The organism is Aureimonas sp. AU22 (genome assembly GCF_001463745.1).
Taxonomy (GTDB): Bacteria; Pseudomonadota; Alphaproteobacteria; order Rhizobiales; family Rhizobiaceae; genus Aureimonas.
In genome coordinates, this window is the sequence record NZ_BBWJ01000001.1 from 1 (window position 1) to 22,898 (window position 22,898).

Sequence of the window (22,898 nt, forward strand, 5' to 3'; positions counted from 1 at the left end):
CTCGGGCGCTGGCTCAGCCGGCTGCTCGCGCTCGGCCGTCTCGCGTGGCGGGGCGGCAGGCGCCTCGACCGCGCCGTGCGGCGGCGCGTCGGCTTGCGCTTCCAGCGCCTGGTAATGCGCCTCGGACTCGGCGATCGCATCTTCGAGGACGCGGTATCGCTGCTCGGCGACGTCCTCGGCCAAGGGCGGATTGGCAGCCTGGATCTGGCGCGTGATGGCCGCTCGGGCCTTTTCGTAGACTTTGGCCCGCAATTGCGGGTTGGCATTCGGCAAGCCGTCGATGGTCTTGCGGAGGACGGCGGTCAGATTCGCCATGAAGCGCTGCACTCACTCGAGGTCGGAACCGGGAACGGATCGAGCCCTCGCGGCGATCCAGCACCCGTCCGGCCCGCCCGCGATCCGATCCCGCCTGCCAGGGAATCGATGCGGGTCGTGACCGGTGGAAGGAAGGCGGAACGCCTCCCCTCCCGGTTGTGGACGGTCCCCGCGGCCAGGGGACGCAGGGGCCGCGCGGCGCAGCCGAAAGTTCGAACGAACCTGGAAACCTTATATCAAGCTTTCATTAATCCTGAAACGGATCGCGGACAAGGATCGTGTCGTCACGCTCCGGCGATGTGGACAGGAGCGTGACAGGCGCCCCCACCAGTTCCTCGATCTGGCGGACGTACTTGACCGCCTGGGCCGGCAGGTCGCCCCACGAGCGCGCGCCCGCCGTCGTGCCCTTCCAGCCCTCGAAGCTCTCGTAGATCGGCTTCACGCGCTTTTGCGCGGCAAGGCTCGCCGGGAAATAGTCGATGGTCACGCCGTCCAGCTCGTATCCCGTGCAGATGCGGATCTCGTCCATGCCGTCGAGCACGTCGAGCTTGGTCAGCGCCAGACCATGGATGCCGTTGATGGCGACCGCTTGCCGCACCAGGACGGCGTCGAACCAGCCGCAGCGGCGCTTGCGCCCCGTCACGGTGCCGAACTCGTGACCCTTGGTGCCAAGGAACTCGCCGACCTCGTTGTCCTGCTCGGTCGGGAACGGGCCTTCGCCGACACGCGTCGTGTAGGCCTTGGTGATGCCGAGCACGAAGCCGAGGCTCGAGGGGCCGAGGCCGGAGCCCGCCGCCGCTTGCCCCGCCACCGTGTTGGACGAGGTGACGAAGGGATAGGTGCCGTGGTCGATGTCGAGGAGCGTCCCTTGAGCGCCCTCGAAGAGAATGCGGTCGCCGGCCTTGCGGCGCTCGTCGAGGAGGCGCCACACCCGGTCGATATAGGGGGTGATCTCGGCCGCCACCGACGTCAGCTCGGTGAGGATCGACGCGGCGTCGACCTCGGGCTGGCCGAGTCCGCGGCGGAGCGGGTTGTGGTGGGCAAGCAGGCGCTCGATGCGGTCGGCCAGGGCCTCGGGCTCGGCGAGGTCCATGACGCGGATGGCGCGGCGTCCGACCTTGTCCTCGTAGGCAGGCCCGATGCCGCGTCCCGTGGTGCCGATCTTGGTGCCGGCGGCGGCCGCTTCGCGCGCCGCGTCGAGCTCGCGGTGAAGCGAGAGAATCAGCGCCGCGTTGTCGGCGATGCGCAGGGAGGCCGGCGTGATGGAGATGCCCTGCCCCTCGATCCGCTTCTTCTCGGCGACGAAGGCATGCGGGTCGAAGACGACACCGTTGCCGATCACCGAGAGCTTGCCCTGGCGCACGACACCGGAGGGCAGGAGCGAGAGCTTGTAGGAAACGCCGGAGACGACGAGCGTGTGCCCGGCATTGTGGCCGCCCTGGAACCGCACGACGACGTCGGCCCGCTCCGAAAGCCAGTCGACGATCTTGCCCTTTCCTTCGTCACCCCACTGGGAACCGACGACGACGACATTAGCCATGCAGTCTCCTCAAGGGCTCCGCGCCCTCACCATTCTGATCTCGGGACGCGCGAAGGACCCGTCGGGGGTCCGCCGGCGCAAACGCGGCGGACTATAGTCAAGCGGTGTCCCCGGCGCGAGGTCGCGAGGCGCTTTTTCCCAACCTGCTACAAGATTCCCGGCAAGCCGGCGATTGCCTGTGACGGTGCGATCCGCGAAAGCTCCTCTATGCTACAGCGACTCGCCCACCCCTATCTCCTGCTTCTGGCAACCGCCTTCATCTGGGGCGCCAACGCCGTGGCGGGAAAGCTCGCCGTCGGGCACATTTCGCCGATGGTGCTGACGCTGTTCCGATGGGTCGGGGCGAGCCTGATCCTCCTCCCCTTCGCGCTGCCGCACCTTCGCCGCGAAGCGGGAGCGCTCCGGCGCTTCGCCCCTTATTTCGTCGCGCTGGGCTTCGTCGGCTTCACCTGCTTCAACGCGCTCTTCTACCTCGCGCTCGGATATACCAGCGCGATCAACGCGATGATCATCCAGGCCTCGATGCCGCTCATCGTCTTCGTCGGCATGTTCCTCGCCTTCCGCACGAGTGTCACGCCGGTTCAGGTCTTCGGCTTCATGCTGACGCTTGTCGGGGTGCTCCTCGTCGCCTCGCATGGACACCTGGAGACGATCCTCGCGCTCGAACTGAACCGCGGCGACGCGATGATGCTCCTGGCCGTCGCCATCTTCGGCGGCTACACCATCCTTCTGTCGAGAAAGCCCCGCGTGCACTGGCTGAACTCGATCTTCCTCCTGTGCATCGGCGGCGTCCTCGGATCGCTGCCCCTCCTCGCGTGGGAGATATCGGCCGGCGCCAGCATGATGCCGGACCCACGGGGGCTTGGCGTCCTCACCTTCACGATCGTCTTTCCCTCGATCGTCTCCCAGGCGCTCTACATCCGCGGCGTCGAGATGATCGGCGCCAACCGTGCGAACATCTTCGTCAACACCACGCCGGTGTTCGGCGCGATGTTGGCCGTCCTCGTCCTCGACGAGCCTTTCCACGCCTATCATCTCATGGCGCTCGCCTTCGTGCTCGGCGGCATCCTTCTCGCAGAACGGGGAAAGCGCCCGCAGGACGCCATCCCGGCGGAAAGCTGACCGGAAACGAAAAGGGGCAGGACGGTCGCCCGCCCTGCCCCTTCGATTCAGCGAAGCCGCTCTCAGACGTCGAAGGTCAGCATCTTCGCCTGGCCGATCGCGTTGAGGCCGCGAAGCTCGTCGAGGAACTCTTCCGTCAGCGGCTCGTCGAGATAGATGACGGCGATCGCGCTGCCGCCCTTGTCATCGCGGCCGAGGTGGAAGTTGGCGATGTTGATGCCCGCCTTGCCGAACGCCGTGCCGATCTGTCCGATGACGCCCGGCACGTCCTTGTTGGCCGTGTAGAGCATGTAGCGGCCGACGTCGGCCTCCATGTTGATGCCCTTGATCTGGATGAAGCGCGGCTTGCCGTCCGAGAAGGTCGTGCCGGCCACCGAGCGCGTCTGCTTCTTGGTCTTCACGGTCACCATGATGTAGCCGTCGAAGACGCCGGTCTTGTCGCGGCGCACCTCGGAGACCGCGATGCCGCGCTCTTTGGCCATCAGCGGTGCCGAGACCATGTTCACCGTCTGCACCTGCGCCTTCAGGAGGCCGGCGATCGCGGCCGCCGAGAGCGCCCGCGTGTTCATCGTGCCCGGCGCGCCGTCGTAGAGGATCTCGACCGCGTCGATCGCCTCTTCCGTCAGCTGGCCGGCGAAGGAGCCGAGGATCTCGGCGAGCTTGACGTACGGGGTGAGGATCGGCGCCTCTTCGGCGGTGATCGAGGGCATGTTGAGCGCGTTCGATACCGCGCCGTTGACGAGGTAGTCGGCCATCTGCTCGGCCACCTGCAGCGCGACGTTCTCTTGGGCTTCCGTGGTGGAGGCGCCGAGATGCGGTGTGCAGACGACGTTCTCGAGCCCGAAGAGCGGCGAGTCGGTCGCCGGCTCCACCTCGAACACGTCGATGCCGGCACCCGCCACCTGGCCGGACTTGATGGCCTCGGCGAGGTCCTTCTCAACGATCAGGCCGCCGCGCGCGCAGTTGATGATGCGCACGCCCTTCTTCATGGAGGCGATCGCCTTGGCGTCGATGATGTTGCGGGTCTTGTCGGTCAGCGGCGTGTGAAGCGTGATGAAGTCGGCGCGCCGGAAGAGCTCGTCCAGCTCGACCTTCTCGATCCCGAGCTGCGCCGCGCGCTCCTCCGAGAGGAACGGGTCGAAGCCGATCACCTTCATCCTGAGGCCGACGCCGCGGGAAGCCACGATCGAGCCGATATTGCCGCAGCCGACGACGCCCAGCACCTTGCCGGTGATCTCGACGCCCATGAAGCGGTTCTTCTCCCACTTGCCGGCCTGGGTCGAGGCATCGGCGGCGGGCATCTGGCGGGCCACCGCGAACATCATCGCGACGGCGTGCTCGGCCGTGGTGATCGAGTTGCCGAAGGGCGTGTTCATCACGATGATGCCCTTCCGCGAGGCGGCCGGGATGTCGACATTGTCGACGCCGATGCCGGCGCGGCCGATGACGCGCAGGTTCGGCGCGGCGTCGATCACCTTCTCCGTCACCTTGGTGGCGGAGCGGATCGCGAGGCCGTCGTACTGCCCGATGACCTCGAGAAGCTTGTCCTTGTCCTTGCCGAGATCGGGGAGGTAGTCGACCTCGACGCCCTTGTCCTTGAAGATCTGGACGGCGGTCGGGGACAGCTTGTCGGAAACGAGAACGCGGGGTGCCATGGGGGCCTCCTGATGGGTGGGAGCGTCCGCTCCCGAACTGCGACAATGGGGTGCTGCCGCGCCGCTTGGAGCGGCGGGGCCAAGCCCGGCGTCAGCCGCCGAGCGACATCGGTTTCTGGCCGGGCCCCGCGAGGCCGAACCGGGCGCGAACCCATTCGAGCCAGAGGCCGTAGGGACGGCCGAGGACGAGCATGAGGGCGGCAAAACCGGCGCAGCCTCGAAGCGCCGCGCCGACGTCGGCGCCGCCGACGAGAAGGATCACGAGGTAGATCGGCACCTGGAACAGGAGGAGGGCCGCGCTGTCGGCGAGAAGCGTCGCCCCACCCGTCCGCGGATCGAGCCGAGCCATGAACCAGCTGCGCCAGAGGCCGTATGGCCGCGCCGTCAGCACCATAAGGACGGCACCGACGGAGCGGGACACGGCCACCTCGCCCCACTCCATCCCCGCCACGAACCGCTCATTGAGCCCGCTCGTCACGGTGAAGAAGAGGATCAGGGCGAGCGTATCGGCAAGGAAGCTCCGCATCCGCTCGGAGAGCCGCACCGGGCCCTGCCCCAGCCGTCAGGCCGCCTGTGCCAGTGTTGCCTTCTGCGCCTCGTAGGCATGGGCGATCCAAGGCATCAGAGCCTCGAGATCCGAAGCCTCCACCGTCGCGCCGGCCCAGATGCGAAGGCCCGGGGGGGCATCGCGATAGGCACCGATGTCGAGGGCGACGCCTTCCTTCTCGAGCTTGGAGGCGACACCCTTGGCGAAGGCGTCCTGCTCGTCCTTCGAGAGGCCGACGATCTCGGGCGCCGTGAACTGCAGGCAGACCGAGGTGTTGGAGCGGATGTCGGCGGACTTCGCGAGGAAGCCGATCCAGTCGTTCGCCTCGACGAAGCGCGCGATCACGGCCAGGTTCTTGTCGGCGCGAGCCTTCAACGCATCAAGACCGCCGATCGACTTCGCCCACCCGAGCGCGTCGAGATAGTCCTCGACGCAGAGCATCGAGGGCGTGTTGATCGTCTCGCCCTTGAAGATGCCCTCGATCAGCTTGCCGCCCGAGGTGAGGCGGAAGATCTTCGGCAGCGGCCAGGCCGGCTTGTAGGTCAGGAGCCGCTCGACGGCGCGAGGGCTGAGGATCAGGACGCCGTGTGCGCCCTCCCCGCCCAGCACCTTCTGCCAGGAGAACGTGACCACATCGAGCTTGTCGTAGGGAAGGTCCTGCGCGAAGGCGGCCGAGGTGGCGTCGCAGATGGTCAGGCCCTTGCGGTCCGCGGGGATCGCGTCGCCGTTCGGTACGCGCACGCCCGATGTCGTGCCGTTCCAGGTGAACACCACGTCGCGGTCGAAATCGACCGTCGCGAAGTCGACGATCTCGCCATAGGGCGCCTCGAGGACGCGGGCGTCGGAGAGTTTGAGCTGCTTCACGGCGTCCGTCACCCAGCCGGCGCCGAAGCTTTCCCAGGCGAGCATGTCGACCGGGCGCTCGCCGAGGAGCGACCACATGGCCATCTCGACCGCGCCCGTGTCGGAGCCCGGCACGATGCCGATGCGGTAGTCGGCGGGAACGCCGAGAACGGTGCGGGTGTCCTCGATCGCCTGTGCGAGCTTGGTCTTGCCGACCTTGGCGCGGTGCGAGCGGCCGAGCGGCGCATCGCTCAGCGCATCCAGCGTCCAGCCGGGACGCTTGGCACAAGGACCAGAGGAAAAGCGGGGATTGGCCGGACGAGCGGCCGGCGCGGTGGTACCAGTCATCAAAAGCTATCCTTACAGATAGAAGCGCCTCGTTGGGGAGGCGTGTCCCAGGTCTGCGGATATGCCTCTCTCGGCCGACGGTCAAGTGACAATGCCGCGACGCTCACGCGACGATCACGGGCATTCTATGAAACGGTCGCCTCCCCTCCGGGCTTTCTCCGACATCACCAATCGGAACGGAGGTTCACCATGGCGGCTGGAAGAGGCCTGGAGCGACGGGTCCTGGACAAGGACGAAATGGATCTCGTGACCAAGACCCACTATCCTGCCCTGCGCGCGCTCGGTCATGCCGAGATCAACGAGCTGACCCATCGGCTGCGCGAACGGCGCGATCGGGCAAGAGAGATCGCGAACCGTCGGCGCGGTGCGGCCCGGCGCGGCCAAGGATCTGGCGAGCCGGAAAACTCTGGGATGCGGCAGAAGGCGGGTGTCCTCGCCGAGGCGTTGGCGCGCCTGAACAAGGAGCGGACGCGGCGGGAGGCGTCGGAAGCGCTCCAGTCCAACGCCCGTCGGGCTCTGAGGCTTAAGCACGCCAACGCCCGGCGCAGGGCCCGGCGTCCGGGATCGGGACGCACGCCGGATGAGGGAATGAACCCGGTCGAAAACGAGACGGCGAAGCGCATCGGCAGCTCGATGGAGGCTGGCCGCGTCTCTCAGTTCGTACGTGACGCTCAGGCCGGGCGCGATCGCCGAGCTTGAAGCGCCCTAGAAGAACTTGAAGCGCAGGCCGGCGCGGATGGTGTGCCGGTCGAAGCCGTCGTCCGCGCCGACCAGCACCGTGCCGGCGCCGGCATCGAAGCGATAGGCGTCGCCGTCCTGGACATTGAGATAGCGATAGCCGGTATCTATCGTCAGCGTCTCGGTGACGTCGTAGGAGACGCCGGCCGACAGCGCGTAAGCGAAGCGCCAGGAGTCTTCGCCGCCATAGCGGGCCGACAATCCCGCCGCCGGGCACGACGCCGCGCCCGTGCAGAAGGCCGCGCCGCCGACGTCGCCGTAGCTCAGATGCACCGCTCCCAGACCTGCGCCTATATACGGGGTGAAGCCCGCGACGGTGCCGAGATCCAGATAGGCGTTGCCGAGAAGTTCGACGGCCTCGAGGTCGCCGCGATCGCGCGAACCGCAGGTCGGCCCGAAACCACAGAACCAGCCCTGGCCGTTCACGGCCGAGACGTCCTGCTTCCAGTAGTCCACCGTGGCGTCGAAGCGCAGCCAGTCGCTGGCCTTGTAGCCGATGCCGGCGCCCGCCCCGAACCCCTCGTCGAGCTGCCAGTCGCGGGTGCGGTTGGTGAGGGTGTCGCCATCCGCCGAAAGGTGCTGCGTGCCCCCGAACGAGGCGTCGAAGCCGTAGGCCGCGTCGGCGCGCAGGTACCAGCCCGTGTCCGTCTCGATCGTGGTGATCTCGGGCGCGGAAAGGATGTCGATGTCGGCGGACAGGGCGGGGCCGGCGGCCGTCAGGACAGTTCCGGCGAGAAGGAGACGGGCGACGGACATGGCGGCGGTTCCTGCGAGGCGAACGGGATCGCCCTGCGCGCGCAGCGCGTCGAGGGCCTCAAGGCTCCCACCATCGCCGCCAAGGCGTTAATCCGCGGTTAACCATGTCGCTTAACCTTTGCCGAACCTTGTCCCGCGGCGGCCAGGGGTCTCCGAAACGGAAAAGGCCGCCCGTGGGGCGGCCTTCCGTGATGTCGCTTCGGCGTATCGGCTCAGAAGAAGCTGTAGCGAAGGCCGGCGCGGATCGTGTGGATGTCGAAACCGTCGTCGCGCGTCTGGATGCCGGTCGCGCCGTACTGCTTGTCTGCGCTGTCGAACTCCCAGGCATCGCCTTCCCAGACCTTGGTGAAGCGATAGCCGATGTCGAGCGCGAGCTGGCTCGTCAGGTCGACGCTGGCGCCGGCCATGAGCGCGGCGGCGAAGCGCCAGTCGTCCGTACCGTCATGCGTTCCGGAGTAAGGCGTGTAGCCGGGGTTGCAGGGCGGGCAGACCTCGTTCGACTTGACGTCGTCGTACTTCACATAGGCCGTGCCGACGCCGGCGCCGATGTAGGGCGTGATGATGCCGAAGCTCGGCAGATCGACATAGGCGTTCGCCATGATCGTCCAGACGTCGGCCTCGGACTTGTCGTTGTAGTTGCACTCCTCGAACGGGCCGAGGCCATGGGCCGGGTCCGTGATGATCATGAGCGGGCACTTGGTCTTGCCGTTCACGTCGGAGCGGAAGTAGTCGACCGTCGCGTCCATGCGGAACGTGTCGGTGAAGCGGTAGCCCGCGCCGACGCCGAAGGTGGCCGCATCCGAGAGGCGCAGGTCGTCGTAGCGGTAGTGGTCGTCGATGCCCTCGACGCCCGGGAAGATGTTGTAGAAGGCCCACTTGCCTTCCGTGTCGGACTTGAAGTTGTAGCCGACGTCGCCGCGGATGTACCAGCCGCTGAACGGAACTTCCTCCACGACCGGGATCGGCTCGATGATGTCGGCCGCGTTGGCGAGCGTGGGAAGAAGCGCGGCGGAGGCCAGGAGGCCAAGCGCAAGCCGTAGCATGATCGTTATCTCCAGATTTCACGACAGGACGCGGCTTGGGTTCCGCTCTGTCTGAAAATCTAAAGATTAATGATTAAAAGACCGTTTACCGTAGCGGCACATTTACCCTAACGGAAACGTCCCGCGCCGGCCCCTGGACGGTGGTCAGGCGGCTTCCCGCTTCAACGCTCCGATGATGTCGTCCACCACGTCGTTGACGAGCTGCTGGTCGTCGCCCTCTGCCATCACCCGGATCAGCGGTTCCGTGCCCGAGGGCCTGATGACGAGGCGCCCGCCCTCGCCCAGCCGGTCGCGCCCGAGGTTGATCGCGTTCTGCACGCGCTCCTTCTCCAGCGGCGCACCGCCGGCGAAACGCACGTTCTTCAGAACCTGCGGCACGGGGGTGAACTTGCGGCAGACCTCCGAAACCGTTCCGCCGGCCGCGCGCACCACCGCCAGGATCTGCAGCGCCGACACGAGACCGTCGCCGGTCGTTCCGAAGTCCGACAGCACGATATGGCCGGACTGCTCGCCGCCCACGTTGTAGCCGTGCTCGCGCATGTGCTCGACGACATAGCGATCGCCGACCTTGGTGCGGGCGAGCTGGATCTGCCGATCGTTGAGGAAGCGCTCCAGGCCGAGGTTCGACATGATGGTGGCGACGATGCCGCCGGCCGCCAGCCGTCCGTCCTGCGCCCACGCCTCGCCGATCACGGCCATGATCTGGTCGCCGTCCACCACCTCGCCATGCTCGTCCACGATCAGGACGCGGTCGGCGTCGCCGTCGAGGGCGATGCCGATGTCGGCGCGCACTTCCCTCACCTTCGCCATCAGCGCCGCCGGGCTTGTGGACCCGCAGTTGAGGTTGATGTTGGTGCCGTTCGGATCGACGCCGATCTTCACGACCTCCGCGCCGAGTTCCCAGAGGACGTCCGGCGCCACGCGGTAGGCCGCACCGTTGGCGCAGTCGATGGCGACACGCACGCCATCGAGCGACATTTCGCGTGGCAGAGTGCGCTTGGCGAACTCGACGTAGCGATCGCGTCCACCGTCGTCGTAGCGCTTGGCGCGGCCGAGATGGGCGCCGACGGCGAGGCGCGGCGTCAGGTCCTCGTCGATCATGCGGTTGATCTCGGCTTCCAGCTCGTCCGACAGCTTGTAGCCGTCCGGGCCGAAGAGCTTGATCCCGTTGTCTTCGAACGGGTTGTGCGAGGCGGAGATCATGACGCCGATGTCGGCACGCATCGAGCGGGTCAGCATCGCGACGGCGGGCGTGGGCATGGGCCCGAGCATCAGCACGTCGACGCCGACAGCCGTGAAGCCGGCGCAGAGGGCAGGCTCCAGCATGTAGCCCGACAGGCGCGTGTCCTTGCCGATGACGACACGGTGTCGATAGTTGCCGCGCTTGAAGGCGAGGCCCGCGGCCATGCCGACCTTCATCGCGATCTCGGGCGTCATCGGATGCCGGTTCGCGAGCCCGCGGATACCGTCCGTCCCGAAATAGGATTTGGTCATGGGTCTCGTCTCCGCTGGCCGTTCGCATGGCTGTAGGGCCGCGAGCATGACGCAGAAAGTAAAAAAGAATGTCAGCGGAGCATAGCAGCGCGATCAGCCGCGAGCGGTCCCCCACCCCTCATGAAAAAGGCGGGCCATTGAGCCCGCCTCGCATGCTGCCCTCGTCCGAAGGGACTAGGCCGTCGGCTGGGGCTCCAGCCCGCCTTCCTTGTCGTCGCGCGGGCCGGTCGGCTTCACCGAGCCGGCCTTGGGCACGGCGGAGCCGCGCGAGGGCGGCGTGTCGTCGCCCATGTCGCGGGCCAGCGTCTTGCCGGCCAGGAGATCGCGCACTTCGTCGCCCGAAAGGGTCTCGAACTCGAGCAGACCGTTGGCGATCGTATGAAGAGCGTCGATGTGATCGCGCAGCACCTGACGCGCGCGGTTTTCGGCGACCTCGATGATGCCGCGCACCTCGGAATCGATCAGGCGCGCCGTCTCTTCCGACATGTTCTGCTGCTGCGACACGGAGTGGCCGAGGAAGACCTCTTCCTGGTTCGCGCGGTAGCGAAGGCGGCCGAGCTTGTCGCTCATGCCGTATTCCATGACCATCGCGCGGGACATGTTCGTCGCCTGCTGGATATCGTTGGAGGCACCGGTCGTCACGTTGTCGAGGCCGTAGATGATCTCCTCGGCGGCACGGCCGCCGAAGATCATGGCGAGACGGGCTTCCATCTCGATCTTGCGCATGCCGTAGCGGTCGCGCTCCGGCAGGTTCATGGTCACGCCGAGCGCACGGCCGCGCGGGATGATCGTCACCTTGTGCAGCGGATCGTTGTGCGGAACGTAGATGCCGACGAGGGCGTGGCCGGCCTCGTGGTAGGCCGTCAGCTTCTTCTCGTCCTCGGTCATGGCCATCGACCGGCGCTCGGCGCCCATCATGACCTTGTCCTTGGCGTCCTCGAACTCCAGCATCGTGACGAGGCGCTTGGAGCGGCGGGCGGCCATCAGCGCCGCCTCGTTGACAAGATTGGCGAGATCGGCGCCCGAGAAGCCCGGCGTGCCGCGCGCGATGGTGCGCAGGTCGACGTTCGGGGCCAGCGGCACGTTGCGCACGTGGACCTTCAGGATCTTTTCGCGTCCGCCGACGTCCGGGTTCGGCACCATGACCTGGCGGTCGAAGCGGCCGGGGCGCAGGAGCGCGGGATCGAGCACGTCCGGACGGTTGGTCGCGGCGATGAGGATGATGCCCTCGTTGGCCTCGAAGCCGTCCATTTCGACGAGGAGCTGGTTCAGCGTCTGCTCGCGCTCGTCGTTGCCGCCGCCGAGGCCCGCGCCGCGATGGCGGCCGACGGCGTCGATCTCGTCGATGAAGATGATGCAGGGTGCGTTCTTCTTCGCCTGCTCGAACATGTCGCGCACGCGGCTCGCGCCGACGCCCACGAACATCTCGACGAAGTCGGAGCCCGAAATGGTGAAGAAGGGCACGTTCGCCTCGCCGGCGACGGCGCGCGCCGTCAGCGTCTTACCGGTGCCCGGAGGACCGACGAGCAGCACGCCGCGCGGGATCTTGCCGCCGAGGCGCTGGAACTTCTGCGGCTCGCGCAGGAATTCGACGATCTCCTCGAGGTCCTGCTTGGCCTCGTCGACGCCCGCGACGTCCGCGAAGGTGACGCGGCCATGCGCTTCGGTAAGAAGCTTGGCCTTGGACTTGCCGAAGCCCATGGCCTTGCCGCCCGCCCCACCCTGCATCTGACGCATCAAGAAGATCCAGACGCCGAGGATGAGGAGGATCGGGCCGAACGACAGGAGCATCGACCAGATCGGATTGGTGTTGTCCGACGGCGGGCTCGCGTTGATCTGGACGTTGCGGCCTTCGAGGCGGCTCACGAGCTGGGGATCACCCGGCGAATAGGTCTGGAACGGGCTCGATCCGTCCGTGTAGCTGCCGGAAATCCGCTGGCCCTGGATCGTCACGGAGCGCACGCGGCCCGAGTCGACGTCCGACAGGAACTGCGAATAGGGAACTTCCCGGGTGTTCGCGTTCTGCGAGCCGTTCGAAAACAGCTGGAACAGCGCGATCAGGAGAAGCGCGATGATCGCCCAAAGGGCGAAATTCCGGAAGTTCTGGTTCATTATCCGTCCTGGGATGACGCCCCGATACGCCAACCCGCTAGGGTGCGCGAACCTTGACACGTCCTCGAAGATAGGTGGCCGCCAAATCCTTGCCAACAGCCTTCACGGGATTTGCGGCATTTTGGGGTTGGGCGGTTAATCGTTCGGGTGGCTCGCCGGGCAGATCCGCCCAGATCCGCCAGCCGATGCGCTGGATCGCCGCAAGGGGAGGAAGCGCCGGAAATCGACCGGAAAGGGCCGGATGCACGGCGAGAAGGCCGCCGTCCGGGCCTATGAGGACAGGCAGGGTCCGATGCGGGATACCCCCCAGCCCGAGACGACCGAGCGCCTCGATCCGCCGGTCGGCGCGGCCGGGTGCCGACGAAATCGTGAACCGGCGATCGAAGACGACGGGTCCCGAAGTCCCCGATGCAACGCTCGCCGGCCCGCTGCGCCCGAATTCGCGCATGAAAACGATTCCGTCCCGCCCCCCTTCGACACGGCAACCGCCAAGGGTCACCACGCCCTTCCCCTCCGCTGCGAAGCGCGCGGCTAGGCGATCGACCGCAGCGCTAGGGGGCGGGTGCAGACCGCCCCCGACGCCGGTCAGCAGCCGCGACCAAGGCAGGACGTCGCCCGTCGTTGGGCGAAGGTGGGCCACCCCTGCCGCGTCGACATCGAGACGAGCGTCGCCGCAGGCGCGGCGGATCGTCTCGGCCGCGGCGTCATCGACCTCGCGTCGAAGCGTCGCGGCGTCCGCCATCGCCTTGGCGATGGCGCCGAGGTCGTGGCGCTCCTGCGCCAGTTCGGCGCGCAGGTGTGCCCGCCGAAATCTGAGATCGCGATTGCCGGGATCCGCGATGGCCTCGAGGCCGGCGCGCGCCACTGCGTCGACCAGCGCAGCCTTCGGCAGGTCGAGGAACGGGCGCAGGAGGACGAGGCCGGGCTCGAGGTCGCGCCACGGCCGCATGCCGGCGAGCGCCGCCCCGCTCGCCCCCCGCTCCCGGGCGAGGAGGTGCGTCTCGATCTGGTCGTCGCGATGGTGGGCGGCCACGATCGCCTGCGCGCCGACGCGAGCGGCCTCTTCCACGAGGAGCCCGTAGCGCGCCTCGCGCGCCGTCGCCATCAGGTTGCCGGTTGCGCCTGCCCCCTCGCGCCACACAAGCGTTCGATGTGGCAGGCCGAGCTCCCGGCACACGGCGGCGACGAAGGCCGCCTCCCCCGCCGCTTCGGGCCGCAAACGGTGATCCACGGTCGCGACGCAGACCTCGACCGTTGGGGGGCGACCGGCGAAGGCGAGGAGCAGCGCCAGCGAGTCCGGCCCACCCGACACGGCAAGCACGACGCGCCGCACCGGGCTGCGCGCCAACGCAAAACGGCCGAGGGCGACCTCGACCGCCTCGACCGTTTCGGATGTCATGGCGAACGCCGCCGGTGGGTCAGGCGCAGCTGGCGGACTTCGTCTCGCTCTGCAGCTTGCGCTTCACGTTGGCGCTCATGTCGGGGTAGCGCTTGCCGACCTCGGCATAGGTGACGCAGGCCGTCTCGCGGTTGTTGAGGCGCGCGAGCGACATGCCGAGCTTGAGCATCATCTCGGGCGCCTTGGCGCTTTTCGGGTAGGACTTCTGCGCGTTGAGGAAGACCTCGGCGGCATCGCGATACTTGTTCTGGGCGTACAGCGCCTCGCCCAGCCAGTACTGGGCATCCGCCGCATCCTGCGAGCTCGGATAGGCCTGCGTGTACTGGCGGAACGTGTTCTCGGCGAGCTGGTAGTCGCCGGCCAGCATATAGTTGTAGCCGAGCGAATACATCTCGACCGGACCGTTCGTGGCGATGGAGGCGACCTGGGTCGAATCGGTCGCCGGCGCAGCCGTGGGCGCCGGTTCGTTGAGACTGGTATCCCCGAGAAGCGCACCGATCTCGTCCGTCTGCGGCGCGGCGGCCGGACGGCTCGCGTCGTTGACGCTGGCCGGCGCAGCCGAGGCCACGCGCTCGTTGGCCGGGGCGGCGGGCGTGGTTTCCGTGCGACGCTCGGCCGGCTTGGCGGACGCGCCGGAGCCCTTGCCTTCGAGATCCTGGAAGCGGAACTCGTTGTCTTCCTGGGTCTTGCGAAGCTGCTCCTGAAGCTGCAGCACCAGGAACGACAGTTCCTCGACCTTGCCGGTCAGACGCCGCATCTCCTCTTCCATCTGCGAAAGCCGCACGCCGCCGTCGCCGGCCTGCGCCATCAACACGGGCGCAGCCTGCCTTGCCGCGACCGGTGCGCGTTCGCCCGAGCCGCCGAGGCCGAACGGCAGGTCCAGCGCCGATGCCGGGCCCGCCAGGGCGGCGAAAGCGAGGATGGAAACGGTTGCGAGCTTCATGCTGGCCATGCGGAAATCCCCTTGGGATCGCTGAAGGCCCTTCACCCGCATGCCTTGGCGGCCGAGCGGACGACGACCTGTCGATGTCCTCAGCTTGGAACGGCGGAAGGCGTCCAAAATTTGGCCGGTGCTAGCACAGACGGGACATCACGCACGCAAAACGGCCCCGAAGGGCCGTTTCACGAAGCTTGCTGTGGCCGAAATGTCGCAGATCAGCTGCCGGCGCCGGACAGAACGGTGACCGCGCGGCGGTTCTGCGACCAGCAGGAGATGTCGTCGCACACGGCCACCGGACGCTCCTTGCCGTAGGAGATGGTGCGCATGCGGTTGGCCGCGACGCCCTGGCTGGCGAGGTAGTCACGCGTGGCGGCGGCGCGGCGGGCGCCGAGCGCGAGGTTGTATTCGCGCGTGCCGCGCTCGTCGGCGTGGCCTTCGACCGTGATCGAGTAGTTGCGGTACTGGTTCAGCCACTGGGCCTGACGGGCCAGCGTCTGCTGCGCGTCGGCGCGGACCGAGGACGAGTCGGTGTCGAAGAAGATGCGGTCGCCGACATTGACCGTGAAGTCCTGGCTGGTGCCCGGGGCGGCCGAACCCGCGCCGTTGGCGCCATAGCCGCCGGCACCACCCGCGCCGCCGAGGCCGAGGCCGGCGGCGTTGTCGGGCAGTCCGTTGTTCTTCTTGGCGCAGGCCGAGAGCGCCAGCGCCGCGACCAGCGCGAGGGCGATACGACCATGAACCCCAGTAGCGATGCGGCGCATGGCCGTCTCCTTCGTGTATGTGCGTTTGCGTATGGTCCCGTTTACCATGTTCGCGGTTAACGAACGGTCAACAGGCGATTGAAAAGGCTCGCGAATCCTACTCTAGCGCCGGCGACCAGGCGGGGTCGGACCCGTAGTTCGGGGTCGCGATCTTCTGCTCGTTCCGGCCCGTGAGGTCGATCGAATAGAGCTGCGGGCCGCCGCCCTGGTCGCGGAAGAACATGATCACGCGGCCGTTCGGCGCCCAGGTCGGTCCCTCTGCGTGGAACGACGAGGTGAGAATGCGCTCGCCCGAGCCGTCCGGCTTCATCACGCCGATCTGGAACTGGCCGCCCGACTGCTTGGTGAAGGCGATGAGGTCGCCGCGCGGGCTCCACACGGGGGTGTTGTAGGTGCCCTGCCCGAAGGAGATGCGGGTCTGGCCGGACCCGTCGGCGCCCATGACGTAGATCTGCGAACGGCCGCCCCGGTCGCTCTCGAACACGACCTTCGACCCGTCGGGCGAGTAGGAGGGCGAGGTGTCGATGGCGCTCGTGGAGGTCAGGCGCGTCGTCGCGCGCGAGCGCAGGTCCATCGCGTAGATGTTGGAATTGCCGTCCTGCTGAAGGCTCATCACCACCTTCTGCCCGTCGGGCGAGAAGCGCGGCGAGAACGTCATGCCCGGGAAGTTGCCGACCACTTCGCGCTGCCCGGTCTCCAGCTGGAGAAGGTAGACCCGCGGCTCACCCTGCCCGAAGGACATGTAGGTGATCTCCTGCCGGTTCGGCGAGAAGCGCGGGGTCAGCACGAGATCGCCGCCCTGGCTGAGGTAGCGCACGTTGGCGCCGTCCTGGTCCATGATCGCGAGCCGCTTCTTGCGGTCCGTCTTGGCGCCGCTTTCGTCCACGAACACGATGCGCGTGTCGAAATAGCCCTTCTCGCCGGTCAGACGCTCGTAGATCGCATCGGAGATGATGTGGGCGATGCGGCGCCAGTTGTCGGGGCTGGCATAGAACTGCTGCCCGTCGAGCTGCTGGCCGGCATAGGTGTCCCACAGACGGAATTCGACGCGCAGGCGCCCGTCGGCCTCCGGCGTGACGCGGCCGGTGACGAGGGCCTGGGCGTTGATGACGGTCCAGTCCTGGAAGCGCGGCGTCGCGTCCGGCGTCACGTCCTTCTGGATGAAGGCGGCCGGATTGATCGGCGCGAAGAGGCCGGACCGCTTGAGGTCGGCCGAAACCACCTCGATCAGCTTGGCACCGAGCGCATCGCGCGACTGGAAGCTCGGCAAGGCGATCGGCAGGGGCGCGACGTTTCCGCGCGTGATGTCGATCTCGACCTGGGCGTTGGCCGTCGATGCCAGGGCAAGGCCTGCGGTCGCGGCGGCAAGGGCAAGGGCGACGGATCGGATGAGGCGCGTCATGGGCGGGACCTTCCCGTTGGGCGTCGAGCGCGCGGCCGCAAAGCGGCAACGGCCCGTTTCGGCTTGAAACACGAAGGCAGGGCGATCGTGGTCGCCGCCCGGCCGGAGATTGGGGATCAGAACATCTGGCTCGGATCGAAATTCACGGTCACCTGAGCCCAAGTGTCGTACTTCTCGGCCGGCAGGTTGTAGGGAGCGCACCGGCGCACCGCGCGGATGGCGGCTTCGCTCGCCGTGCGCTCGGCCATCGACGCACCGCCGCCCGACACGACCTCGGGAATGCCCTCGAGCTCTCCCGACGGCCCGAGCCGCATGGCGATCTTCACGCGGAACGAACCGGCGTCCATGCTTCCGGCCGGCGGGTTCCAGCACGCGGAGATCTGGCCGATCAGCGCGTCCATCTCGCTCTGCGACAGGGAACCGCCGGTCTGCTTCTTCGCGCCGAGTGCCGCCTGCGCGTCCGAGCGCTTGGCGCCGCCGCCGGACGAATCCTGCTTGTTGAGAAGCGCGGCGATCTCGTCGGCGTTGAACGATTTTTCCGACGACGACTGCGCGGCCGGCTTCTTCGTGTCCTTCGGCTTGTCCTTGGACTTCGCCGTGTCCTTGGCCGCTTCCTTCGCGGGCTCCTTCACCGGCTCGGCCTTCTTCGCCTCCGCGACCTTCACCGGCTCGGCGGGCTTGGGCTCGGGCGGCTTGGGCTTCGCCTGCGGGGTCGGAACCTTGCGCGTCGGCGCGGGCGTCTCGGCTTCGGCCTTGGCGATCTCGGCGGCCAGCGGGTCGATTTCGGGCGCGGGCTCGGCCGGGGTCGGCTCGGGCTTCGCCTCGGCGGTCTCGATCGGGGGTTCGGGCGGCGTCGGCTCGGGCGGCGCGGGCTGGGGCGGCTCCGGGCGCGCCTGCGGCGTCACCGCCGGGGGCGGCGGCGGTGGCGGCGGCGCTTCGGCCGTGCTGACGTTTTCCTGCGGCGAGGCCTTCGGCGTCGGCGGCGTCGCGAGATCGACCTCGTTGTCCCCGACGTTCTCGGCCGGCATCGGCAGCTTGGCCGGCGTCTTCGTCGGCGTCGGCGCCGACTTCTCGGCTTCCGGCGCGTCCTGGGCGCCGAGCGTCGCCTCGCTGACGTCGGTGACCAGCGTCACGGGCAGCGCCTCGCCGCCCATGTCGAGCTTCTCCGGGGTCCCGAGGGACCACAGGCCCCAGGTCAGGATCGCCGTGTGCAGGATCGTGGATGTGACGAGCGGCTTCATGGCGATGGGATCAGCTTCCCGCCGTTTCCTGCGAGGTCACGAGACCGATGTTCTTGAAGCCGGCAGCCGAGATGCGCGACATGACGCGCATCACCGTGCCGTAGTCGGCAGCGCTGTCGGCGCGCAGGAAGATGCGCTCCTCGTAGCCGGCTTCCGCGATCGCCTTCAGCTGCTCGACGACGGCCTCGGCCGCGACGGGCGTTTCCTGCAGGAAGATCTCGCCGCCCCTCTGGACGGAGATGGTGATCGGCTGCTTCTGCGCGCTCAGCGCCTTGGCGTTGGTCTTCGGCAGTTCCAGCGGAACGCCCACCGTCATGAGCGGCGCGGCCACCATGAAGATGATCAGGAGCACCAGCATGACGTCGACCATCGGCGTCATGTTGATCTCGGCCATGGGAGCCTTGCGCGCGCGACGCCCGCGGCGCGATCCGCCTCCAGACGAAGCTCCCGTCGACATGCCCATGGAAACGATCCTTTACGGAGGGGAAACGAGGCGACGGGCGCTCAGCGCGCCGCCGAACGCTCGTCGATCTGGCGGGACAGGATGGAGGAGAACTCGTCGGCGAAGGCTTCGAGACGGCCGCCGAGCTTGCCGGCGTCGGCCGACAGCTTGTTGTAGGCGACGACCGCGGGGATGGCCGCGACGAGGCCGATGGCGGTGGCGAGGAGCGCCTCGGCGATGCCGGGGGCGACCACCGCAAGGCTCGTCTGTTCCGAGGCGGCGATCGACTGGAACGCGGTCATGATGCCGACCACCGTGCCGAAGAGGCCGACGAAGGGCGCGGCCGAGCCGACGGTCGCCAGGAACCCGAGGCGGGACTCGAGGCCCTCCATCTCGCGCGCCATCGTGACGTCCATCGCCTTCTCGATGCGGGTCTGCAGGCCGATCGGCGAGCGTGCGCCCTTCTCGAAGCTCTTCTTCCACTCGCGCATGGCGGCCACGAACAGGGCGCCCATGCCGCTGGTCTTGCGGTCGGACAGCGTGTGGTAGAGTTCTTCCAGCGACTGGCCGGACCAGAAGTTGTTCTCGAACTGGTTGAGCTGGCGGCGGAAGCGGGCGTAGCGCTGCCACTTGTCGAAGATGATCGCCCAGGTCCAGACGGAGGCCGCGAGCAGGCCGATCATGACGAACTTGACGACGAAGCCGGCCTGCCAGAAGAGACCCATCAGCGACATGTCGTGGGCCGGCGCGGCCAGCGCAGTCTGTGCGACCTCGTTCATTCCTTTTGCGTCCCTCGAATCCGTCGGATCGTCCCGGTGGCTTGGGAGCCAGATGCTCCCGGCAGGTACACCCTCCCGCCACGACAAGGGCGACGCCCGCTCGGCAAGCGCCGGCGCACGACGTCGTCCACGGCGCCCTTTGACCGCTTGAATCCGGTGAAAGAATGGCATGGCGGGGGCGAACCCTCCGACGCTATGAAGCATCGTTAAGGTTAACAAATCGTTTGCGGATAGCGATCTACCGCGCTGCGGTATCTCCGCCCCTCTCGGTGCTCAGGTCTCCGGTGCCCCGAGCCGCTCGGCGACGGCCGCCGGCATCCGCCTCGCCCGCCCGTTCGGCGAGATCACCGCGACCTTGACCTTCGCTTCGACCAGAACGGTTCCGCCCTTCAGGATGCGCTGATCGAGCAGGACCCGCGCCCCACCGAGAAGCGTGGTGCGCGTCTCCACCTCGAGGACATCGTCGATCCGTGCCGGCGCCAGGAAGTCGATCTCCATCCGCCGCACCGCAAACGCCATCGGTTCCCCGAAGGCGCCATCCATCAGCGCGCGATGCCCGATCCCGTGCAGCCGAAGGAAATCGGTCCGCCCCCGCTCCAGAAAATGGAGGTATCGCGCGTGGTACACGACGCCGGAAAAGTCGGTGTCCTCGAAGTAGACGCGCACAGGCAGGCAGTGCCCGCCCTCGATCAAACGGCCTGAAAGCTGATCTGTCATGAAAGGCCTCATAACCCCTCCGGCGCGGGCCCGCCACCGGGGTCCGATCCGCCAGCCGTCATCGCTTCGTCATCCCGACGTCATCGCATCGTTACGCAGGACTGATTGGAGGGCGCGTCCGATCATTCTCCGGAAGGTTCCCCATGCGTCCGACCCGCCTCCCCGCCGCGCTTGCGCTTCTCGCCTCCACGGCCCTGCCCGCGGCGGCCGAGCCGGTGTTCAACCGCATCGCCTCGTTCCCCGTGGCGCTGAACCTTCCCGAGGGGACCGACGTTAAGGCACCGACCTCTGCGGAGATCATCGCCGCCTCCGCCGACGGAAACACGCTCGTGTACTCCGATAGCCCGCACGGCGGCATCGGCTTCGTCGACATCACCGACCCGAAGGCGCCGAAGGCCGGCGGCTATGTCGCCTTCGAAGGCGCGGAGCCGACGTCCGTGGCGACCGTTGCGGGCAACGTGCTGGTCGGCGTCAACACCTCGGAGAGCTTTACCAAGCCATCCGGCGTGCTGGCGACCGTCTCCATCGCCGACCGCAAGGAGACGGCGCGCTGCGACCTCGGCGGCCAGCCGGACTCGGTGGCCGTCTCGCCGGACGGCACGCTCGCGGCCGTCGCGATCGAGAACGAGCGCGACGAGGACGTCAACGACGGTGCCCTGCCGCAAATGCCGGCCGGCTTCGTCGTGATCCTGCCACTCAAGGACGGCACCCCGGACTGCGGCGCGCTGCGCAAGGTCGAGCTCACCGGCGTTCCGGAGATCGCGGGCGAGGACCCCGAACCCGAGTTCGTTTCCTTCAACGCGAACAACGAGCTGGCCGTCACTCTTCAGGAGAACAATCACATCGTTCTCATCGACGGCAAGACCGGCGACGTCACCGGTCACTTCAGCGCGGGCACGGTAGCGCTCGAGAATGTGGATGCCCAGGACGACGGCAAGATCGCCTTCACCGACACGATCGAGGCGCGCCCGCGCGAGCCGGATGCGATCAAGTGGCTCGGCACCGACCGGCTCGTCGTCGCCAACGAGGGTGACTGGAAGGGCGGCACGCGCGGCTTCACCATCTTCAACCGCGACGGCACCGTGTCTTACGAGGCCGGCGCCTCGTTCGAGTTGGAAGTCGCCAAGGCCGGCCACTATCCGGACAAGCGATCCGACGCCAAGGGCATCGAGCCGGAAGGCCTCGAAGTCGCCGAGTTCGACGGCCAGCGCTACATCTTCGTCCTGTCCGAGCGCGGCTCCGTCGTCGGCGTCTACCGCGACACCGGCGCGGCGCCCGAGTTCGCGCAGCTTCTGCCGTCCGGCATCTCGCCGGAGGGCGCGGTCGCGATCCCAGCGCGCAATCTCCTGGCCACCGCGAACGAGGCGGACCTCGTGGAAGACGGCGCGGCGCGTAGCCACGTGATGATCTACGAGCGGGCCGAGGGCACGCCGGCCTACCCGCAGATCGTGTCGGTGGAAAAGAACGGCGCGCCGATCGGCTGGGGCGCGCTCGGCGCGCTGGCGGCCGACGCCGAGAAGCCGATGCATCTCTTCGCGGCGAGCGACAGCGTCTACGGCAAGGCGCCGGCGATCTATACGATCGACGCCTCGTCGAAGCCGGCCCGTATCACCGACAGCATGATCGTGACCGAGACCGGCCAGACGGCCGAGAAGCTCGACATCGAGGGCATCGCGCTCGACGGCGCGGGCGGCTTCTGGCTCGCCAGCGAAGGCAACCCGGAGAAGGAGGTTCCTCACCAGCTGCTCCATGTCGACGGCAAGGGCGCGGTGATCGAGAAGGTTGCCTTCCCGGAAGCGCTGCTGGCGGGCCAAACACGCTTCGGCGCGGAGGGCATCGCCAAGGTGGGGACCAAGCTTTGGGTTGCCGTTCAGCGGCCGTGGAAGGACGATCCGAAGAACACGACCAAGCTTCTGGCCTACGACCTCGACACCAAGGAGTGGGGCGCGGTTCGCTATCCGCTGGAGGCTCCGTCCGCCGAGGGCGCCTGGGTCGGCCTTTCCGAGATCGCGGTGCAGGGCGACAACGCCTACCTCATCGAGCGCGACAACCTGATCGGCGACGCGGCCAAGCTGAAGCAGATCACCCGCGTTTCCCTTGCCGACATGAAGCCCGCGCCGCTCGGCGGCGACCTGCCGACGGTCGAAAAGACGGTCGTGCGCGATCTCGTGCCCGACCTGAAGGCGCAGACCGCCGGCTACGTCGTGGACAAGGTCGAGGGTCTCGCCATCGACAAGGACGGCACCGCCTTCATCGTCACCGACAACGACGGCGTCGACGATTCCTCGGGCGAGACGCTGTTCTTCGCCGTCGGCAAGCTCGACGAGCAGTCGGCAGCCGCCGGCAACTGAAGGCGGCATCGGCGCGTGAACGAAGGGGCGGAGCCGGAAGGCTCCGCCCCTTTCCCGTTGGTTCAGGCGTCTTCGTCGCCCTCGAACAGACTGGACTGCATGCCCTGGTAGGTCGCGGGCACGGCAAGGCCGAGATGCTTGAAGGCGTGCTGGGTCAGGAGCCGTCCGCGCGGCGTGCGCTGGATGAAGCCCTGCTGCAGGAGGTAGGGCTCCACGATGTCCTCGATCGCATCGCGCGGCTCGGAAAGCGCCGCCGCGATGGTCTCGATGCCGACCGGGCCGCCGCCGAAATTGAGAGCGATGAGGTCGAGATAGCGGCGGTCGAGCTGGTCGAGGCCGAGACTGTCGACGTC

At 67.7% G+C, this 22,898-nt stretch carries 20 protein-coding genes and 1 pseudogene; 3 read left to right on the forward strand and 18 right to left on the reverse strand.

What is annotated here, in order from left to right; translation table 11 throughout:
- A pseudogene (locus AUL34_RS00005) lies at window positions 1–327 on the reverse strand (hypothetical protein); the annotation flags it as partial.
- A 235-nt stretch (window positions 328–562) separates the two neighbouring features.
- Complete coding sequence (locus AUL34_RS00010) at window positions 563–1,855, reverse strand: adenylosuccinate synthase (protein WP_061929312.1); 1,293 nt, start codon at window positions 1,853–1,855, stop codon at window positions 563–565.
- A 207-nt stretch (window positions 1,856–2,062) separates the two neighbouring features.
- Between AUL34_RS00010 and AUL34_RS00015 the strand changes: the two genes are divergently transcribed.
- On the forward strand, window positions 2,063–2,977 hold the full coding sequence (locus AUL34_RS00015) for a DMT family transporter (RefSeq protein WP_061929315.1): 915 nt from the start codon (window positions 2,063–2,065) through the stop codon (window positions 2,975–2,977).
- Window positions 2,978–3,039: 62 nt separating this feature from the next.
- On the opposite strand, the gene serA is transcribed toward AUL34_RS00015, so the two are convergent.
- The 3 genes from serA to AUL34_RS00030 all read right to left on the reverse strand — a co-directional run bounded on the left by serA (window position 3,040) and on the right by AUL34_RS00030 (window position 6,370).
- Complete coding sequence (gene serA / locus AUL34_RS00020) at window positions 3,040–4,632, reverse strand: phosphoglycerate dehydrogenase (RefSeq protein ID WP_061929318.1); 1,593 nt, start codon at window positions 4,630–4,632, stop codon at window positions 3,040–3,042.
- 91 nt (window positions 4,633–4,723) lie between these two features.
- Entirely contained in the window at window positions 4,724–5,176 is a 453-nt protein-coding gene (gene alaE / locus AUL34_RS00025) for an L-alanine exporter AlaE (protein WP_244492395.1), read from the reverse strand.
- An 18-nt stretch (window positions 5,177–5,194) separates the two neighbouring features.
- Window positions 5,195–6,370, reverse strand: coding sequence for a phosphoserine transaminase (locus tag AUL34_RS00030; protein ID WP_061929324.1), 1,176 nt, complete (start codon window positions 6,368–6,370; stop codon window positions 5,195–5,197).
- 189 nt (window positions 6,371–6,559) lie between these two features.
- On the opposite strand from AUL34_RS00030, the gene AUL34_RS00035 reads away from it, so the two are divergent.
- Window positions 6,560–7,069: a hypothetical protein gene (locus AUL34_RS00035; RefSeq protein WP_156420710.1), complete on the forward strand. Its 510-nt coding sequence runs from the start codon at window positions 6,560–6,562 to the stop codon at window positions 7,067–7,069.
- A gap of 6 nt (window positions 7,070–7,075) precedes the next feature.
- On the opposite strand, the gene AUL34_RS00040 is transcribed toward AUL34_RS00035, so the two are convergent.
- The 12 genes from AUL34_RS00040 to ybgC form a co-directional block, all read right to left on the reverse strand.
- Entirely contained in the window at window positions 7,076–7,864 is a 789-nt protein-coding gene (locus AUL34_RS00040) for an outer membrane protein (protein WP_061929329.1), read from the reverse strand.
- 212 nt (window positions 7,865–8,076) lie between these two features.
- Window positions 8,077–8,907 carry an outer membrane protein gene (locus AUL34_RS00045; protein WP_061929333.1) on the reverse strand — a complete coding sequence of 277 codons (831 nt, stop codon included), beginning with the start codon at window positions 8,905–8,907 and terminating at the stop codon, window positions 8,077–8,079.
- Between the two features lie 144 nt (window positions 8,908–9,051).
- A complete protein-coding gene (glmM, locus tag AUL34_RS00050; protein ID WP_061929335.1) occupies window positions 9,052–10,401 on the reverse strand; it encodes a phosphoglucosamine mutase in 1,350 nt (449 codons plus the stop codon).
- A gap of 174 nt (window positions 10,402–10,575) precedes the next feature.
- Entirely contained in the window at window positions 10,576–12,513 is a 1,938-nt protein-coding gene (ftsH, locus tag AUL34_RS00055) for an ATP-dependent zinc metalloprotease FtsH (protein WP_061929338.1), read from the reverse strand.
- 37 nt (window positions 12,514–12,550) lie between these two features.
- Window positions 12,551–13,912, reverse strand: coding sequence for a tRNA lysidine(34) synthetase TilS (gene tilS / locus AUL34_RS00060; RefSeq protein WP_061929340.1), 1,362 nt, complete (start codon window positions 13,910–13,912; stop codon window positions 12,551–12,553).
- 19 nt (window positions 13,913–13,931) lie between these two features.
- On the reverse strand, window positions 13,932–14,864 hold the full coding sequence (ybgF, locus tag AUL34_RS00065) for a tol-pal system protein YbgF (RefSeq protein ID WP_061929342.1): 933 nt from the start codon (window positions 14,862–14,864) through the stop codon (window positions 13,932–13,934).
- A 203-nt stretch (window positions 14,865–15,067) separates the two neighbouring features.
- Window positions 15,068–15,613, reverse strand: coding sequence for a peptidoglycan-associated lipoprotein Pal (gene pal / locus AUL34_RS00070; RefSeq protein ID WP_061929345.1), 546 nt, complete (start codon window positions 15,611–15,613; stop codon window positions 15,068–15,070).
- 97 nt (window positions 15,614–15,710) lie between these two features.
- Window positions 15,711–17,015, reverse strand: coding sequence for a Tol-Pal system beta propeller repeat protein TolB (tolB, locus tag AUL34_RS00075; RefSeq protein ID WP_061929348.1), 1,305 nt, complete (start codon window positions 17,013–17,015; stop codon window positions 15,711–15,713).
- 116 nt (window positions 17,016–17,131) lie between these two features.
- The gene (locus AUL34_RS00080; protein WP_061929351.1) at window positions 17,132–18,256 is read right to left on the reverse strand and encodes a cell envelope integrity protein TolA; all 1,125 of its coding nucleotides are present in this window, start codon (window positions 18,254–18,256) and stop codon (window positions 17,132–17,134) included.
- A 10-nt stretch (window positions 18,257–18,266) separates the two neighbouring features.
- The gene (tolR, locus tag AUL34_RS00085) at window positions 18,267–18,719 is read right to left on the reverse strand and encodes a protein TolR (protein ID WP_061929354.1); all 453 of its coding nucleotides are present in this window, start codon (window positions 18,717–18,719) and stop codon (window positions 18,267–18,269) included.
- A 41-nt stretch (window positions 18,720–18,760) separates the two neighbouring features.
- Window positions 18,761–19,477 (reverse strand): protein TolQ, encoded by a 717-nt coding sequence (gene tolQ, locus AUL34_RS00090; RefSeq protein WP_061929357.1) that lies wholly within the window; start codon window positions 19,475–19,477, stop codon window positions 18,761–18,763.
- Window positions 19,478–19,750: 273 nt separating this feature from the next.
- Window positions 19,751–20,194, reverse strand: a complete 444-nt coding sequence (gene ybgC / locus AUL34_RS00095; RefSeq protein ID WP_061929360.1) for a tol-pal system-associated acyl-CoA thioesterase — start codon at window positions 20,192–20,194, stop codon at window positions 19,751–19,753.
- Window positions 20,195–20,337: 143 nt separating this feature from the next.
- Between ybgC and AUL34_RS00100 the strand changes: the two genes are divergently transcribed.
- The gene (locus AUL34_RS00100; RefSeq protein WP_061929363.1) at window positions 20,338–22,545 is read left to right on the forward strand and encodes an esterase-like activity of phytase family protein; all 2,208 of its coding nucleotides are present in this window, start codon (window positions 20,338–20,340) and stop codon (window positions 22,543–22,545) included.
- Window positions 22,546–22,607: 62 nt separating this feature from the next.
- Here the strand turns inward: AUL34_RS00100 and AUL34_RS00105 are convergent.
- The coding region (locus AUL34_RS00105; RefSeq protein ID WP_274532640.1) for a Holliday junction DNA helicase RuvB C-terminal domain-containing protein at window positions 22,608–22,898 on the reverse strand (291 nt) is incomplete at its 5' end.

Excerpts from the sequence above, each read along its gene's own strand:
- AUL34_RS00010 (WP_061929312.1), bottom strand. The coding sequence starts at position 1,855 with ATGGCTAATGTCGTCGTCGTCGGTTCCCAGTGGGGTGACGAAGGAAAG.
- AUL34_RS00015 (WP_061929315.1), top strand. The coding sequence starts at position 2,063 with ATGCTACAGCGACTCGCCCACCCCTATCTCCTGCTTCTGGCAACCGCC.
- serA (WP_061929318.1), bottom strand. The coding sequence starts at position 4,632 with ATGGCACCCCGCGTTCTCGTTTCCGACAAGCTGTCCCCGACCGCCGTC.
- AUL34_RS00030 (WP_061929324.1), bottom strand. The coding sequence starts at position 6,370 with ATGACTGGTACCACCGCGCCGGCCGCTCGTCCGGCCAATCCCCGCTTT.
- AUL34_RS00035 (WP_156420710.1), top strand. The coding sequence starts at position 6,560 with ATGGCGGCTGGAAGAGGCCTGGAGCGACGGGTCCTGGACAAGGACGAA.
- AUL34_RS00040 (WP_061929329.1), bottom strand. The coding sequence starts at position 7,864 with ATGTCCGTCGCCCGTCTCCTTCTCGCCGGAACTGTCCTGACGGCCGCC.
- AUL34_RS00045 (WP_061929333.1), bottom strand. The coding sequence starts at position 8,907 with ATGCTACGGCTTGCGCTTGGCCTCCTGGCCTCCGCCGCGCTTCTTCCC.
- glmM (WP_061929335.1), bottom strand. The coding sequence starts at position 10,401 with ATGACCAAATCCTATTTCGGGACGGACGGTATCCGCGGGCTCGCGAAC.
- ftsH (WP_061929338.1), bottom strand. The coding sequence starts at position 12,513 with ATGAACCAGAACTTCCGGAATTTCGCCCTTTGGGCGATCATCGCGCTT.
- tilS (WP_061929340.1), bottom strand. The coding sequence starts at position 13,912 with ATGACATCCGAAACGGTCGAGGCGGTCGAGGTCGCCCTCGGCCGTTTT.
- ybgF (WP_061929342.1), bottom strand. The coding sequence starts at position 14,864 with ATGGCCAGCATGAAGCTCGCAACCGTTTCCATCCTCGCTTTCGCCGCC.
- pal (WP_061929345.1), bottom strand. The coding sequence starts at position 15,613 with ATGCGCCGCATCGCTACTGGGGTTCATGGTCGTATCGCCCTCGCGCTG.
- tolB (WP_061929348.1), bottom strand. The coding sequence starts at position 17,015 with ATGACGCGCCTCATCCGATCCGTCGCCCTTGCCCTTGCCGCCGCGACC.
- AUL34_RS00080 (WP_061929351.1), bottom strand. The coding sequence starts at position 18,256 with ATGAAGCCGCTCGTCACATCCACGATCCTGCACACGGCGATCCTGACC.
- tolR (WP_061929354.1), bottom strand. The coding sequence starts at position 18,719 with ATGGGCATGTCGACGGGAGCTTCGTCTGGAGGCGGATCGCGCCGCGGG.
- tolQ (WP_061929357.1), bottom strand. The coding sequence starts at position 19,477 with ATGAACGAGGTCGCACAGACTGCGCTGGCCGCGCCGGCCCACGACATG.
- ybgC (WP_061929360.1), bottom strand. The coding sequence starts at position 20,194 with ATGACAGATCAGCTTTCAGGCCGTTTGATCGAGGGCGGGCACTGCCTG.
- AUL34_RS00100 (WP_061929363.1), top strand. The coding sequence starts at position 20,338 with ATGCGTCCGACCCGCCTCCCCGCCGCGCTTGCGCTTCTCGCCTCCACG.